The organism is Methylibium sp. T29 (assembly GCF_000576205.1).
In the GTDB taxonomy this organism is placed as follows: domain Bacteria; phylum Pseudomonadota; class Gammaproteobacteria; order Burkholderiales; family Burkholderiaceae_C; genus Methylibium; species Methylibium petroleiphilum.
On the sequence record NZ_AZND01000091.1, the window covers coordinates 1 to 13,517 of the forward strand.

Below are 13,517 nucleotides of genomic sequence, written 5' to 3' on the forward strand. Positions count from 1 at the left end.
GGGACGCGCCGGCCGGGGTGGTGGGCACGGTCGCGCCTGGGCAGGCCGCGGTCGGCAGCTGAGCGGCGAGGCGGGTCGCTCGCGGCCTCAGCGCTCGCCGGGCTGGGGCGTGTGCAGGTTCCTGAGCCAGCGCATCCGCTCGGCGTCGGGCGGTTTCGTCAGCAGGCTCACGACCACGGCCACCGCGAGCCCGAACGGCACCGCGAACACGGCCGCCGCGACCGGATGGATGTCGAACCAGCGGGTCGCGACCGAGGGTGGGCCCAGCCCGAACAGCGCGCGACCCATCTCGAAGTTGACCGCCATGTAGTAGACGCACAGGCCCAGGCCGGCCAGCATGCCGGACGAGGCGCCGATGCCGTTGGCGCGCGGCCAGAAGATGCCCAGCGCCAGCGCCGGGAAGAAGGCCGCGGCCGCCAGCGAGAACGCCGCCGCGACCAGTGGCACCACCTGGGCGATGTGCAGCGACGCGACATAGGCCGCCAGCAGCGCGACCAGCAGCACCACCATCTTCGCCATCAGCACGCGGCGCGCCGGGCTGATCTGCGGGTTGACCGACTGGTAGTACACGTCGCGCGACAGCGAATTGGAGATCGTGAGCAGCAGGCCATCGGCGGTGGACAGCGCCGCGGCCAGGCCGCCAGCCGCGACGAGGTAGGTCACGACGCTCGGCAGCCCGCCGATCTCCGGGGCGGCCAGCACGATCATGTCGCTGCTCAACTTGAGCTCGCCGAACTGCAGCAGTCCGTCGCCGTTGACGTCCTCCACGGACACCAGCGAGCCGCTCAACCGCGACCAGCGCAGCAGCCAGCCCGGCAGCTCGCTGAACCGAAGGCCCACCACGTGCGTCAGCACCTCGTGCTTCACGAACACCGCGAGCGCGGGTGCCATCAGGTAGAGCAGCAGGATGAAGAACAGCGCCCAGCCCACCGAGCGCCGCGCGGCGCGCACCGACGGCGTGGTGTAGCAGCGCATCAGCACGTGCGGCATCGCGGCGGTGCCGACCATCAGGCACAGCACCAGCGCGAGGAAGTTGCGCCGGGCCGAGCTCTCCGTCGCATCGGCGCTGCCGGGCGGCGCATCCGTGCCGTCGGCCACGGTGCGCACCGGCCCGGCATGCGGCGGCAGCCCGCCCAGCGGCCGGGCCCGGGCAGCGGCCTCGTCGCGTGCCTTCACATAGCTCTCGCGAGCGTCTTCCTCGTTGCGCGGCAGCGTGGCCTGCATCCGCCGCAGCTGCTGGATCTGGGCCAGCGGCGCGGCCTCGGCGCGCAACTGCGCGATCTGCGCCGACAGCTGGCGGTCGTCTTCTTCCATGCTGGCCCGCACATTGCCGAGCTTGGCGTCGGCCTGGGCGGCGCGCTGCGCATAGCGCGCCATCACCTCGCGCTCGCGCGGGTCGGCGACGAGCTGGCGCTCGCGCTCGCTCACCTGCTGCAACTGAGCCCCGTAGGCGAACGGCGCGACCGGGTTGCCGGTCTGCTTGACCGACAGCCACACCGTCGGCACCAGGTAGGCCACGATCAGCACGATGTACTGCGCGACCTGGGTCCAGGTGACCGCCCGCATGCCGCCGAGGAAGGAGCACACCAGCACGCCCCCGAGGCCGACGAACACGCCGATCTCGAAGCTGAAGCCGGCCAGGTGCGAGGTGACCAGGCCCACGCCGTAGATCTGCACCACCAGGTAGACGAAGGACACCAGCACCGCCGCTGCCGCGCCGACCAGGCGCGGCAGCGAGCCACCGTAGCGGGCGCCGAGGAAATCGGGGATGGTGAACTGCCCGAAACGGCGCAGGTAGGGGGCCAGCAGCACCGCGACCAGGCAGTAGCCGCCGGTCCAGCCCAGGATGTAGGCGAGGCCGGCGAAGCCCTGCAGGTAGAGCACGCCGGCGGTTCCGATGAAGGAGGCGGCCGACATCCAGTCGGCCGCGGTGGCCATGCCGTTGTACATCGCCGGCACGCGCCGGCCGGCGACGAAGTACTCGGTCTCGTCGGTGGTGCGGCACAGCAGGCCGATGACGGCATAGACGCCGATCGTCGCGATCAGGAAGGTGGCGCCCACCCAGCCGTGCCGGCCGCCGCCGCGATCGACCATGCCGACCAGCGCGACGAAGGCCAGCACGCCCAGCGCGAACAGACCGTAGATGCGGTGCAGCCGGCGCTCGAAGCCGCGGGCCGGATCAGCCAAGCCCGCGCTCCCCGGGCGGCGCCGGCTCGTCGGCGTGGAAGCGCGCGTCCAGCCGTTCCATCGTCAGCGCATAGCCCACGACGATGGCCAGGTAGACCAGCAGCGCGCCCTGGGCCACGATCCAGTAGCCGAGCGGAAAGCCGGCCACGCTGTCCGGCAGGACCTGCGCCAGACCGGGGAAGAACACGGTGACGCCGGCCCACAGCGCCACCAGCGCGGCCGTCAGGCGCAGCACGCGCCGCCAATGGCGCGCCTGCCTCGGGCGCTCGGGGTCCGCCGGTCCCTCCATGCCCTGCTCCTGCGTTGCGGCGCGTCTGCAGCGCCGCTCAGGATGCGGCCGCAGCGGCGTTGCGTCGGGCCACCCAGTAGGTCGCGCCCTCGCTGCCATAGCGCTCGGCGTGCGGCACGTCGTGCGCCAGGTCGAAGCGGTCACCGGGGCGCAGGTGGCGGGTCTGCGTGTCCACCGTCAGCCACATCTCGCCCTGGACCACCAGGGCCTCGACCGAGAACGGGTGCGTATGCGTGTCCAGCGCGACGAGCGGCTGCCAGCTGCGCTCGATCACCTCGTCGTAGCCTCGCGCGAGCGCGGCGGCCTTGAATTCCGGGAACGTGACGGCGCTCATGGGCGACTCCGCTGTCGGTTGCTGTGGATGCGGATTCTGCCTGCGGCGGCGCTGCAGCGCGTGCGCCGCCTGCCTAACGAAGCCGGCGGCGCACCCACGCGCTCAGCCATTCGCTGAAGACCACGGTGACCAGCACGCACAGCAGCAGCATCGCGACCTTCGGCCAGGCGAGCACACCGAGCGCCGCATCGAGCTTCATGCCGATCCCGCCGGCACCGACCAGTCCGAGCACGGTCGACTCGCGGATGTTGATGTCCCAGCGGAAGATGCCGATGGCCGCCGCTGCCGGAGCCACCTGAGGCACGACCGCCCAGGCCATGACCTGGGCGCCGGCGGCGCCGGTGGCGGTGATCGCCTCGAGCGGCTGCGGATCGATCTCCTCGATCGCCTCGTGCAGCAGCTTGCCGATGAAGCCGATGGAGCGCAGCGCGATGGCCACGATGCCGGCGACCACGCCAGGGCCCAGCACCGCCACCAGCAGCAGGCCCCAGATCAGCGAGTTGATGGACCGCGAGGCCACGATGACCGCCAGCGCCGCCGGCCGCAGCAGGCGGCGGCTCGGCGTCGTGTTGCGGGCGGCCAGGAAGGCGATGGGCAGCGCCAGCGCGCCGCCGAGCAGCGTGCCGAGCGTGGCGATGTTGAAGGTCTCCCACAACGGCTGCCACAGCTGCGCCATGAAGTCCCAGTCGGGCGGCAGCATGCGTGCGCCGATGTCGGCGGCCTGCGCCGGCGCATCCAGCACGAAGCCCCAGATCGTCTCCTGCGTCATCACCTGGAACGCCGCGCAGACCCCGCACAGCCCGAGGACCCATGCGGCGTAGCCCAGCCATTCGGCGCGCGTGCTGCGCCGCCGCCAGCGGGCGGGTCCGGCCGGCGGCGGACGGGTCGTCGTCACAGCGCCCGCCGACGCAGCCAGCCCGACAGCAGTTCCGTGGCGGCCACGACGACCACGATCACGACGATCACGGCCGCTGCGGTGCGGTATTCGTAGCGGTCCATCGCGGTGTGCAGCGTCGTGCCGATGCCGCCGGCGCCGACCACGCCGATCACCGCCGACTCGCGGAAGTTGATGTCGAGCCGGTACAGCGACAGCCCGACCAGGCGCGGCCGGATCTGCGAGAGCACCGCGAAGTCGAGTTGCTGCAGGAAGCCGGCGCCGGTGGCGCGCAAGGCCTCGAGCTGACCGGGCTCGATGTCCTCCACCCGCTCGGCCAGCAGCTTCGCCATGAAAGCGACCGTGGCGAAGCTGAGCGTCAGGAAGCCGGTGAACGGCCCGAAGCCGAACAGCACCACCAGCAGGATCGCGACGATCACCTCGTTGAAGCTGCGCGACACGGCGATCACGCCGCGGCACGGCAGGTAGATCCAGCGCGGGCTGAGATTGCGCGAAGCGCCGACCGCGAGCGGCAGCGAGAGCACGATGCCGACCGCCGTGGCGGTGATCGCCATCGTGAGGCTCTCGCGGAAACCGGCCAGCAGGTCGTCGCTTCGAGAGACGAAGTCGGGCCGCGCGAATGCGGCGACGAAGCGGGCGCCACGCGCCAATCCCTCGGCCAGACGTTCGGTGTCGATCTCCAGCGTCGCGAGCGCCAGCAGCAGGTAGAGCCCGACGCCGGCCGCCAGCGCCCACCGGTGGCTGCGCCGGCGGATCCACGGCGGCCTGCGCCATGCGAGCGCCGTCATTCCAGCGCCACGTCGAGGGCCGACGCCACGCGGCGCGGGTCGGCCGGGGCCGGAGGGGGCTGCGGCGGCGGCTCGTCGTCACGGCCGTAGATGCGTTCGAGTTCCGTTGCCGTCAGGGCCGCGGCCGGACCGTCGTACACCACCGATCCGTCACGCAGCCCGACGATGCGCGGCAGCAGCTCCATGACCAGCCGCACGTCGTGGCTGCTGACGATCGCGGCGATGCCGTGCTCGCGGCACAGCTCGAGCAGCAGGCGCAGGGTCTCGCGCGAGCTTCGCGGATCGAGGCTCGCGGTAGGCTCGTCCACCAGCAGCAGCCGCGGCTGCTGCAGCAGCGCACGGGCCAGCCCGACACGCTGGCGCTGGCCCCCCGACAACGCGTCGGCCCGCTGGTTCTCCAGGCCCGCCAGGCCCAGCCGCGCCAGCAGCCGGTAGGCCTCGCCGATGTCCGCCGGCTTGAAGCGCCGAAACCAGCTGCGCCAGAAGCCCGTGCTGCCGAGACGTCCGGAGAGCACGTTCTCCATCACCGTGAGGCGGTCGATCAGCGCGTGGTTCTGGAACACCATGCCGATCAGGCAACGCACCCGACGCAGCGCCACATGCGACAGGCCGCGCACGTCCTGCCCGCCGAACAGCACCTGGCCCGCGGTGGGCTCGACCAGGCGGTTCACGCAGCGGATCAGCGTGGACTTGCCCGCGCCGGACGGGCCGATCAGGCCGACCACCTCGCCGGCGTCGAGCCGCAGGCTCACGTCGACCAGCGCAGCCTCGGCGTTCGCGTACCGCTTGTGCAGCCCGCGCAGCTCCAGCAGCGCCGGCGCGCGCGCCGCGGCGCTAGCGGCAGGCATGGCTCACCCCCATGGCCTGGTCGATCTCGCGCACGATCCGCCAGGTCTCCCGGTAGCTGACGGTCAGGAACTTCTCCAGCGGTGGATCGCCGCGCCCGAACTCGCCCGCCAGTGCGGACCCGCGCCAGTCGAACGAGAAGAAGGCCTGGCGCACCTTCGTCGCCAGCTCGGGGGTCAGGTTGTGCGCATGGCCGTAGGCGATGGTCGGGAACGACTCCGACGTGTAGAGCACCACCGTCTGCCCGGGCTTCACCAGCCCGCGGCGCTCCATGCCGAGGCGCACGAAATCGGCAATCGCCGCCGCGGGGTAGTGGCCGTTGGCGACGCCGAGGATGGAGTTGTCGTGCTTGCCCGAGAACACCGGCTGGTAGTCCCGTCCGGCCTTCATGTCGAACTTGTCGCGCAGCAGCAGCGACGCGGCCTTGAAGCCGGAATTGGAGGTCTCCGACGTGAAGGCGATCTTCTTGCCACGGAGGTCGGTCAGACGGTGGATGCCGCTGCCGGGGTGGGTGATGAGCTCCATCGCATAGCCGAAGCGGTTCTCACGGGTGGCCATCACCGCGAAGGGGACGAAGCCGGCGCAGTTGACTGCCAGCGGGATCGAGCCGGGGTTGAAACCGGCCACGTGCAGGCGCCCCGCGCGCATGGCCTCGATCTGCGCGGCATTGCCCTGCACCTGGAAGAACTGCACCCGCTTGCCGGTCGCGCGGGCGAGATGCTGGATGAAGCCGTCCCAGACCTTGGCGTAGACGGCCGGGTCCTCGACCGGCGTGTAGGCGAACACCAGCGTCGACGGGTCCACGCGCGCCGCGGGGTTGGCGGGCGTGTCGGCGACCAGGTCGCCGTCGGCGTCGGCATAGCGCGCGTCCATGGCACTGCCGGTGAACGTCGCGAGCGCCGCGAGCGCGGCGCACAGGAGCTGTTTCATATCCGTCCCGGACCCCCGCAGCGGCTCGACGCACCCGGCGCGGCGCAGGGCGCGCGGGCGCATCGGTTCGTCGCGCATCGATGTCGGGAAAGCGTACCCGCGATCCGGCGACGAAGCCATGCTTCGCCTTGCGGGTAAGCACCATGATGCACCTCGCGGTGCAGCGCAGCATCGACCGCGCGGTGGCGCTATCGGACACGCGTCAGTTGCGCGTCGTAGATCCGCACATGGCTGACCAGGCCCATCTCGTCGGTCTTGCCGCCGGCCTCGAAGCGCCCGGTCACGCGCACCGGCCCGTCGACGTACTCCACCGGCCGCGCGACGAAGATCGGCACGAAGCCGGCCCAGTCGAAGCTCACCGTGTGGAACGGACACAGGAAGGACGGCTCCTTGATCAGCATGAAGTACATGCCGTCGCGCGGCAGGATCCCGTCCATGAAGCCGACCATCGTGACGCGCCGGCCCGACAGAGCGAGCGCCTTGGCCGATAGCTTCAGCACCGGCCCGGCACCGATGCCCTCCTGGAAGGTCGCGCCGACGTACAGCTCGCCGAAGCGCAGCGGCGCGGCGTCCTCGATCGCCTGCACGATGCCCGCGCAGGGCGCAGCCAGCGCCATCAGCCGGCGGCACGAAGGACCTGGCGTCGGTTCGTCATGGCGCGTTCGACAGGTGGGGCGCGATGTCCTCGCGGCAGGTGAAGTAGGCCGGGACCGCGCCGGCCACCAGGCCCAGCAGCAGCGCCGCTGCCGGCGCCGCGAGTTCGCCCGGCGTGACGCCGGTCAGCTGGAGCGAGAAGCCGCGGCTGCCTTCGACATGCCAGGCGATCGCGGCGGCCGCACCGCGGCCCAGCACGAAACCCAGCGCGGCACCGGCGCCGGCGATCAGCAGCGATTCGGCGATCAGCAGGCGCGCCAGCGTGGCACGTGACGCGCCCAGCGCACGCAGCGTGGCGATCTGGCGGCGACGGTCGATCCCGGCTGCCGCCATGGCCAGCATGACGGCGAAGAAGGCGACCGCCGTCGCCAGCCAGGCCAGGCCGAGCACCACTTCCTCCCCGGCGCGCAGGTACTGCAGCAGCCGCGTGACCTCGCGGCCGGGAACCACCGCCTGCACGCGGGTGTCGCGCGCCAGCGACGCGGCGATGCGCGCCATGTCGCCATAGCTGCGCCCCTGCACCAGCAGTGCGGTGATCTCCGCGCGCGGCGAGCCCTCCGCCGCAGGTGCCGAATGCGCCGCCTCGCCTTCGTGCTCGTGCTCGTGCTCGTGCATCGACCATGCGGTCTCGAGTGCCGTGAAGATGGCGCGGTCGGCAGGAGCCCCTGTCGCCGGCAGCACCGCGGTCACCCGGTACGCCCGTTCCGCATGTTCGGTCGCCAGTTCGGCCGGCAGCTCGACGAGGCCATGGCTGGCGACGAAGCGGCTGCCGACCGCCAGGCCGGCCTGACGGGCCACCTTGGCGCCCACCACGGCGTCGAACGGTCGCGCGAGATCGTCCCCGCTCACGCCGGCGGGCCCGCGGCCCGACGCGTCGAGCAGCCCGAAGTAATCGGGGGTGGTGCCCACGATCAGGTGGCCGCGGTAGCTGTCGCCGAAGATGAAGGCACCAGGCGCGTCACGCCGGCGTCCGCCTGCAGCTGCCGGTACAGCGCGGTCGGGATGTTGCCGGTCGGTGCGTCCATGAAGAACAGCGTCGACAGCACCGCCTGCACCGCGCTGCCCTTGGCGGCGATGAGCAGCTGGTAGCCGCCGGCGCTGCGCTGCAGGCTCTCGCGGGTGGCGGCCGTCAGTGCCAGCGTGGCCGTCAGCAGCAGCACGCCGATGCCCACGGCCAGCGCGGTCAGCAGGTTCGAGGCCGGCCGCGATGCGACATGGCGCCAGGCCAGCGCCCAGGTGTTCATGACGGCGCCGGCGCCACGCCGTTGAAGACCGGCATCTGCAGCACGTGCTCGAGGCGGCCCAGCACCCGCGCGTCGTGCGACGCGATCAGCAGGGCCGCGCCGGCTTCGCTGGCCACTTCGATCAGCAGCTCCAGCACGGCGTCACTGCGACCGGCTTCGAGGCTCGCCGTCGGCTCGTCGGCCAGCAGCAGCGCGGGCCGGTTGGCCAGCGCGCGCGCGATGCCGACGCGCTGCTGCTCGCCGTGCGACAACGCGGCGGGGCGGTGGTGCAGGCGATGACCGAGTCCGACGCGCCGCAGCAGCGTCTCCGCCCGTTCCCGGCGCTGCGCGACGGGCAGCACGTTGGCGAAGCCATCGGCAGCAGCACGTTCTCGATCGCGCTCACGGCCGGGATCAGGTTGAAGCGCTGGAACACGTAGCCGACGTGCCGTGCACGGAAGCGGTCACGCGCGTGCTGCGGCAGCAGCGGCAGCTCGGTGCCGAGCACCCGCAGCTCACCGGCGCTCGGCGGCAGCAGACCGGCGCACAGGTGCAGCAGGGTGGTCTTGCCGCAGCCGCTGGGGCCCGCCAGCCCGTAGATCGCGCCGGACGGGATGCACAGTGCGGCGATGTCGAGCACCTCGACGGACTCGCCGCCCTGCACGAAGCTCCTGCGCAGCCCGTAGGCTTCCACCGCCGCCACCCGCTCCGGCGGGCGCACCGCCGCAGCGTCGGTCAACGCAGGGCTTCCGTCAGCACCCGCCCCTCGCAGCCGTTGGGCGGCCGCACGTTCAGGATGTGCGCCAGCGTGCGCCCCAGGTCCACGGTCTCGGAATCACCGAACTTGCCCTGCTTCACCCAGCTCCCGCCGTACATCGCCAGCGGCACGTTGGTGTCGTAGGCCCACGGCGAGCCATGGGTCGATGCATAGCCTTGGGCTTGGCGAACAGATACCAGTTGGGCTTGTTCATCACGACGATGTCGCCGCTGATCTGCTGGTGCCACGCCAGGTACACCTGCTTGGAGAGCTTCGTGTCGGGCAGCTGTCCGGTCTCGAGCTGGGTGCGCGTGTAGACCGCCTCCACCCCGGGGTAGCTGCGCAGGAACTCCTGCGCCGCGTTCTCGACCGCCACCTTGTCGAGCTTGCGCGCGGCGATGAGGTCGTAGTCGACGTAGAGATTCGGGTTCCACCAGGTGATGATGTACTTGCCGTCGCCGAACTTCGCCGACAGCGCGGCGTTGACCTCGGCCACCATCTTCTCGGGGTCGATGCGGCCGGCGTCGAGCCGGCGGCTGCTGCTGAACTCGGGGATGTTCATGAAGCCGTGATCGGCCGACAGCGAGACGACGACGTTGCGCAGCCCGACGCGCCGGTCGAGGAAATCGAACAGGTCCGAGAGCACGCGGTCGAGCCGCACCGTCTGGTCCTGCGACTGCCGGCTCTCGGGGCCGAACAGGTGGTTCACGTAATCATGGCTGGTCCAGCTAATGGCCAGGATGTCGGGCACGCCGGCCGGGTTCTGGCCCAGGTTCTCGCCCTCGACGGCCGCCTTGACGAAGTCGAGCGTCAGGTCGTCGCCGTAGGGCGTCCACAGCATCGCGTCGTAGTAGCTCTTGTTCGGTTGGTCGGCGCCTCCGCTGATGGCGTGCGGGAAGCGCGTGCCCAGGCCCTTGTAGTTGGTGGTCCAGGGCCGGTCGTCGGGCGCCGAACGCGCGTACGCCTCCTCGGGCAGCAGCATCGTCCACTGCTTGCCGAAGTAGCGGTCCTGCGGCTTGCCGGCGTAGAACTTCTTCCACCAGTCCGGGTAGTCCTTCATGTAGTAGTCGGACGTGATGAAGCGGCCCGTCGTGGTGCTGTGCATGTAGGCCGTGCCCAGCTGCCCGGCCAGGCCGATCGCGCTGCGGTCCTTGCCGGCGATCGCGATCATCCGGGACTTGCCGTTCGCGTACATCAGCTCGTCGCCGACCGTCGTGACCTTCATGTTGAACGGCGAGGTGCCGGCGTGCTCGGGCGTTTCCTCGTCCAGGTACTTGTGGCGCGCGTCCTCGGTCGAGTACACGCGCTTGCGGCTCTTCTTGTCGATCCAGTCGTTGCCGACCACGCCATGCTTGTAGGGGTGCGCGCAGGACAGCAGCGTGGCGTGCCCGACGCCGGTGTAGGTGGTCGCGTGGCTGTAGTGGTTGTTGCTGAACCAGGCGCCGTCGTCGAGCAGCAGCTTGAAGCCGCGCCGCGCATAGAGGTCGTAGTACTTGACCAGCTGCTCCTGCGGGAAGCCGTCGACCACCATGAACACCACGAGCTTGGGCAAGGGCTTGCTGGCCGGGGCATCGGCCGCCACCGCAGGCCATGCCAGCGCCAGCGCGCCGGCCGCGGCCAGGGCACGCAGCCCCGAAGAAATCCCGGAAAGACCGGTCATGGCTTGTCTCCTCGTTGTTTGGGCGACGGCATCGGCACGGCGCAACTGAGTAAAGCTCAGCGTATAAATAATCTACGTTGAGCTTTATTCAACGTCAAGTGCGGTTTTCCTGCCGCGCTCGCGGCCGTGCGCCAGACCGTGGCGCGGGCGCGGCGGCTCAGTAGCGCTTGAGCGACAGCACCTGGTAGGTGCGGCGCACGATGTCGACCGCGCGGTCGTAGTCGGTCAGCGCGAGGCAGGCGATCAGCACGTCGATGATGGCCAGCTGGGCCAGCCGGCTCGTCATCGCCTCGGTGGTGAAGTTGGTCTCGCGCGCCATCGTGAACAGCACCACTTCGGCGAAGGCCTGGATCGGTGACTTGCCGAAGTTGGTGATGCAGATCGTGCGCGCTCCGGCCTCGCGCGCGAGCTTGGTCGCGGTCACGGTCTCGTGCGTGCTGCCGGAGTGCGACACGGTCAGCACGGCGACGTCCGGCCCGGTGAGCGCGGCGCTGACGGCCTGGATGTGCGGGTCGATCACCACCTTCACGTCGAGCCCGATGCGCAGCATGCGGTACTGCGCGTCCTCGGCGATGCAGGCCGCGCTGCCGACCCGTAGATCTCGATGCGCCGTGCCGACTTGATGAGCCGCACGGCCTTCTCCATCGCCTGCACGTCGAGGTTGGCCTGGGTGTCGCGCAAGGTCTGCACGTTGCTCTGGAAGATCTTGCGGATCACGACACCGGCATCGTCCTCGGGCTGCAGGTCCTCGTGGATCAGCTGCACCGGCCGCACGATCTCCTGGGCCAGCAGGATCTTCAGCTGCTGGAAGCCGGTGGCGCCGATGCGCTTGCAGAAGCCCACCACGCTGCCTTCGCTGGCGTTGGTTCGCTCGGCGACTTCGGTCACCGACATGTGCACGACGTCGGCGGAATGCTCGATCACGTAGTCGGCAATCCGCTGGGCGGCCGCGCCGAGGCTGGGGTAGAGGGTGTGGATGCGCGAATGCACCGCGCTGGCCGTCATCGTCTGCACGACCGGCGGCACCGTCTCGCGTTTCACCGGCTTCTTGTTCACGTGCAGCGTCCCGAGGCTTGCCGCGCGGCGGGGCAGCTCCCGCCGGCGACGCGTCGAAGGATAGCGCCTGGCCCTTCAGACCTCGGCGAACCCCGCGCGCTGCGGGTACACGTTGCGGAACGGCCGGATGTCGACCCGCGCGTAGAGCCCTCCGACCGTGAAGGGCTCGTTCGCCAGCCAGTCCTCGACCGCGGCGCGGTCGGCGAACTCGGCGACGATCAGGCTGCCGGCCATCGCGCCGCCCTCGTCGAGCAGCGGACCGGCGATCGCCAGGCGGTCGGCGATCAGATCGAGGTGCGCCCGGTGCGCCGGGCGCAGCCGCTGGCGCAGCTCGAGGCTGGCGGGCTTGTCGATCATGTGCAGGGCGAAGAGCATGCGGACTCCGGAAGGTCTGGGTGAGGGAAGGCTCGATTCTGCGGCGTCGCGGCGCCACAATGCGCCGCAGGCTGCGGCCGGCGATCGGCCACCGCGGCCCCCACTTGCGACAGGAGACCCCATGAGCACCGGCCCGCTGGACCGATTCGTCCAGGACCTGGACACCTGCTGGACCGAGACCGCCGGCGCGGAGGTCGCGCTGCTGCCACGCGTCGAGGCGCTGATGCGCACGCTGGTGGCGCACGACGACTGGCTCGACCCCGCGATGGCCCAGCCGCACCCGCAGTACTACCAGCAGTACCTGCTGCATGCCGACCCGCAGGACCGCTACTCGGTGGTGAGCTTCGTCTGGGGCCCGGGCCAGCAGACACCGATCCACGACCACACGGTGTGGGGCGTGATCGGCATGCTGCGCGGCGCCGAGCGCGCCCAGGCCTACGTGCTGGCCGACGACGGCACGCCGCGCCCGAGCGGCCCCGAGGAGCACCTGCGGCCGGGCGACGTGGCCTGCGTGTCGCCGCGCATCGGCGACGTGCACCGCGTGCGCAACGGCCACGACGACCGGGTATCGATCAGCATCCACGCCTACGGCGGCAACATCGGGAAGATCCGCCGCCACGTGTTCCCGCCCGAGGGCGGCTCGGCCAAGGATTTCGTCTCCGGCTACTCCAGCCCGGTGCGCGGCTGAGCCGAGGGCCGCCGTCAGCGGCGGCCCGTGCCGGCCTGGCCGCCGCAGTGGCGGATGAAGTCGGCCGTGGTGCGGCCGGGCCGCTTGTCGCGGCGCAGCACCATCGACAGGCGGCGCGTCGGCAGCGGCAGGCGCGTGTCCAGCGCCACCAGCTGCCCGTCGGCCAGCGACTGCGCGACCGCGTGGCGAGACAGGCAGCCGAGCCAGCCACCGGCCGCCACCACATGCTTGATGGCCTCGGTGCTGCCGAGTTCGATGCCCACCTTCACCTGCGGCAGGTACTGCACCAGCCAGGCATCGGCGACCTGGCGCGTCCCGGAGCCCTGTTCGCGCAGCACCCAGGTGGCCTGCGCGAGCTGGCGCTGCGTGGCCACCCGCCCCGCGAGCGGGTGATCGGGCGCGGCGACGATCACGAGCTCGTCGCTCAGCCACGGGTGCACGACCAGGTCGGGGTGGGTCTGCGGCCCCTCGATGAAGCCGACGTCGGCGTCGAACGCCGCCACCGCTTCCACCACCTCGCGGGTGTTGCCGATGCGCAGCTGCACCGGACTGGCCGGGTGGGTAAGCATCCAGCGCGACACCCGCTCGGGCAACAGGTACTCGCCGATCGTGAAGCTCGCGGCCACGCGCAGCGGCGCCTCATGCGCGCCGCTGAACAGCCCCTCCAGCTCGGCGGCATCGTCGAGCAGGCTCTGCGCCCGCGGCAGCATCGCACGGCCGTTCTCGTTGAGCAGCACGCGGCGGCCCACGCGGTCGAACAGCTGCACGCCGACCACCGCCTCCAGCTCGGCCAGCGCGGTGCTGGCCGCCGACTGCGAGCGCGCCACGCGGTCGG

Annotated in this window: 19 protein-coding genes; 1 reads left to right on the forward strand and 18 read right to left on the reverse strand. The window is 71.1% G+C overall.

Features of this window, described 5'->3' with window-relative positions; genetic code table 11:
* Positions 1 to 87 precede the first annotated feature (87 nt).
* The 17 genes from x551_RS12105 to x551_RS12170 form a co-directional block, all read right to left on the reverse strand.
* Positions 88 to 2,187 (reverse strand): sodium:solute symporter family protein, encoded by a 2,100-nt coding sequence (locus x551_RS12105; protein ID WP_011828466.1) that lies wholly within the window; start codon positions 2,185 to 2,187, stop codon positions 88 to 90.
* Positions 2,180 to 2,476, reverse strand: a complete 297-nt coding sequence (locus x551_RS12110; protein WP_051495799.1) for a DUF4212 domain-containing protein — start codon at positions 2,474 to 2,476, stop codon at positions 2,180 to 2,182. Before x551_RS12110 ends, x551_RS12105 begins: the two co-directional genes overlap by 8 nt.
* A 37-nt stretch (positions 2,477 to 2,513) precedes the next feature.
* Positions 2,514 to 2,810, reverse strand: coding sequence for an AraC family ligand binding domain-containing protein (locus x551_RS12115; protein WP_011828464.1), 297 nt, complete (start codon positions 2,808 to 2,810; stop codon positions 2,514 to 2,516).
* Positions 2,811 to 2,883: 73 nt separating this feature from the next.
* Positions 2,884 to 3,705, reverse strand: a complete 822-nt coding sequence (gene phnE / locus x551_RS12120; RefSeq protein ID WP_036233633.1) for a phosphonate ABC transporter, permease protein PhnE — start codon at positions 3,703 to 3,705, stop codon at positions 2,884 to 2,886.
* The gene (gene phnE, locus x551_RS12125; RefSeq protein WP_036233635.1) at positions 3,702 to 4,493 is read right to left on the reverse strand and encodes a phosphonate ABC transporter, permease protein PhnE; all 792 of its coding nucleotides are present in this window, start codon (positions 4,491 to 4,493) and stop codon (positions 3,702 to 3,704) included. Before phnE (x551_RS12125) ends, phnE (x551_RS12120) begins: the two co-directional genes overlap by 4 nt.
* Positions 4,490 to 5,341: a phosphonate ABC transporter ATP-binding protein gene (gene phnC / locus x551_RS12130; RefSeq protein ID WP_051511983.1), complete on the reverse strand. Its 852-nt coding sequence runs from the start codon at positions 5,339 to 5,341 to the stop codon at positions 4,490 to 4,492. The genes phnE (x551_RS12125) and phnC overlap by 4 nt, the downstream gene beginning before the upstream one ends.
* On the reverse strand, positions 5,328 to 6,269 hold the full coding sequence (gene phnD, locus x551_RS12135; protein WP_036233639.1) for a phosphate/phosphite/phosphonate ABC transporter substrate-binding protein: 942 nt from the start codon (positions 6,267 to 6,269) through the stop codon (positions 5,328 to 5,330). The genes phnC and phnD overlap by 14 nt, the downstream gene beginning before the upstream one ends.
* A gap of 188 nt (positions 6,270 to 6,457) precedes the next feature.
* Positions 6,458 to 6,886, reverse strand: a complete 429-nt coding sequence (locus x551_RS12140) for a hypothetical protein (RefSeq protein WP_036248683.1) — start codon at positions 6,884 to 6,886, stop codon at positions 6,458 to 6,460.
* A gap of 34 nt (positions 6,887 to 6,920) precedes the next feature.
* Positions 6,921 to 7,832: an FtsX-like permease family protein gene (locus x551_RS12145; protein ID WP_036233643.1), complete on the reverse strand. Its 912-nt coding sequence runs from the start codon at positions 7,830 to 7,832 to the stop codon at positions 6,921 to 6,923.
* Between the two features lie 2 nt (positions 7,833 to 7,834).
* A complete protein-coding gene (locus x551_RS12150) occupies positions 7,835 to 8,167 on the reverse strand; it encodes a hypothetical protein (RefSeq protein WP_036233646.1) in 333 nt (110 codons plus the stop codon).
* A complete protein-coding gene (locus x551_RS26455) occupies positions 8,164 to 8,304 on the reverse strand; it encodes a hypothetical protein (RefSeq protein WP_197028794.1) in 141 nt (46 codons plus the stop codon). Before x551_RS26455 ends, x551_RS12150 begins: the two co-directional genes overlap by 4 nt.
* Positions 8,289 to 8,885: an ATP-binding cassette domain-containing protein gene (locus x551_RS28010; protein ID WP_051511986.1), complete on the reverse strand. Its 597-nt coding sequence runs from the start codon at positions 8,883 to 8,885 to the stop codon at positions 8,289 to 8,291. Before x551_RS28010 ends, x551_RS26455 begins: the two co-directional genes overlap by 16 nt.
* Positions 8,882 to 9,034, reverse strand: coding sequence for a hypothetical protein (locus tag x551_RS26465; RefSeq protein ID WP_155935835.1), 153 nt, complete (start codon positions 9,032 to 9,034; stop codon positions 8,882 to 8,884). The genes x551_RS28010 and x551_RS26465 overlap by 4 nt, the downstream gene beginning before the upstream one ends.
* On the reverse strand, positions 9,001 to 10,563 hold the full coding sequence (locus tag x551_RS12160; protein ID WP_051511988.1) for an alkaline phosphatase family protein: 1,563 nt from the start codon (positions 10,561 to 10,563) through the stop codon (positions 9,001 to 9,003). Before x551_RS12160 ends, x551_RS26465 begins: the two co-directional genes overlap by 34 nt.
* Before the next feature lie 157 nt (positions 10,564 to 10,720).
* Complete coding sequence (locus tag x551_RS27380; RefSeq protein ID WP_253950365.1) at positions 10,721 to 11,113, reverse strand: MurR/RpiR family transcriptional regulator; 393 nt, start codon at positions 11,111 to 11,113, stop codon at positions 10,721 to 10,723.
* Positions 11,089 to 11,619 carry a MurR/RpiR family transcriptional regulator gene (locus tag x551_RS27385; protein ID WP_253950366.1) on the reverse strand — a complete coding sequence of 177 codons (531 nt, stop codon included), beginning with the start codon at positions 11,617 to 11,619 and terminating at the stop codon, positions 11,089 to 11,091. Before x551_RS27385 ends, x551_RS27380 begins: the two co-directional genes overlap by 25 nt.
* A 75-nt stretch (positions 11,620 to 11,694) precedes the next feature.
* On the reverse strand, positions 11,695 to 11,994 hold the full coding sequence (locus x551_RS12170; RefSeq protein WP_011828463.1) for a YciI family protein: 300 nt from the start codon (positions 11,992 to 11,994) through the stop codon (positions 11,695 to 11,697).
* Positions 11,995 to 12,115: 121 nt separating this feature from the next.
* Here x551_RS12170 and x551_RS12175 point away from each other — a divergent pair, with 121 nt between their 5' ends.
* Positions 12,116 to 12,682, forward strand: a complete 567-nt coding sequence (locus x551_RS12175) for a cysteine dioxygenase (RefSeq protein WP_036233649.1) — start codon at positions 12,116 to 12,118, stop codon at positions 12,680 to 12,682.
* Positions 12,683 to 12,696: 14 nt separating this feature from the next.
* Here x551_RS12175 and x551_RS12180 read toward each other — a convergent pair.
* Positions 12,697 to 13,517, reverse strand: an 821-nt coding sequence (locus tag x551_RS12180; protein ID WP_036248690.1) for a LysR family transcriptional regulator, incomplete at its 5' end; no start/stop codon positions are given.

Excerpts from the sequence above, each read along its gene's own strand:
- phnE (WP_036233635.1), bottom strand. The coding sequence starts at position 4,493 with ATGACGGCGCTCGCATGGCGCAGGCCGCCGTGGATCCGCCGGCGCAGC.
- x551_RS12160 (WP_051511988.1), bottom strand. The coding sequence starts at position 10,563 with ATGACCGGTCTTTCCGGGATTTCTTCGGGGCTGCGTGCCCTGGCCGCG.
- x551_RS12115 (WP_011828464.1), bottom strand. The coding sequence starts at position 2,810 with ATGAGCGCCGTCACGTTCCCGGAATTCAAGGCCGCCGCGCTCGCGCGA.
- x551_RS27380 (WP_253950365.1), bottom strand. The coding sequence starts at position 11,113 with ATGCTGCGCATCGGGCTCGACGTGAAGGTGGTGATCGACCCGCACATC.
- x551_RS12150 (WP_036233646.1), bottom strand. The coding sequence starts at position 8,167 with ATGAACACCTGGGCGCTGGCCTGGCGCCATGTCGCATCGCGGCCGGCC.
- x551_RS12110 (WP_051495799.1), bottom strand. The coding sequence starts at position 2,476 with ATGGAGGGACCGGCGGACCCCGAGCGCCCGAGGCAGGCGCGCCATTGG.
- phnD (WP_036233639.1), bottom strand. The coding sequence starts at position 6,269 with ATGAAACAGCTCCTGTGCGCCGCGCTCGCGGCGCTCGCGACGTTCACC.
- x551_RS12170 (WP_011828463.1), bottom strand. The coding sequence starts at position 11,994 with ATGCTCTTCGCCCTGCACATGATCGACAAGCCCGCCAGCCTCGAGCTG.
- x551_RS12175 (WP_036233649.1), top strand. The coding sequence starts at position 12,116 with ATGAGCACCGGCCCGCTGGACCGATTCGTCCAGGACCTGGACACCTGC.
- phnC (WP_051511983.1), bottom strand. The coding sequence starts at position 5,341 with ATGCCTGCCGCTAGCGCCGCGGCGCGCGCGCCGGCGCTGCTGGAGCTG.
- x551_RS12140 (WP_036248683.1), bottom strand. The coding sequence starts at position 6,886 with ATGGCGCTGGCTGCGCCCTGCGCGGGCATCGTGCAGGCGATCGAGGAC.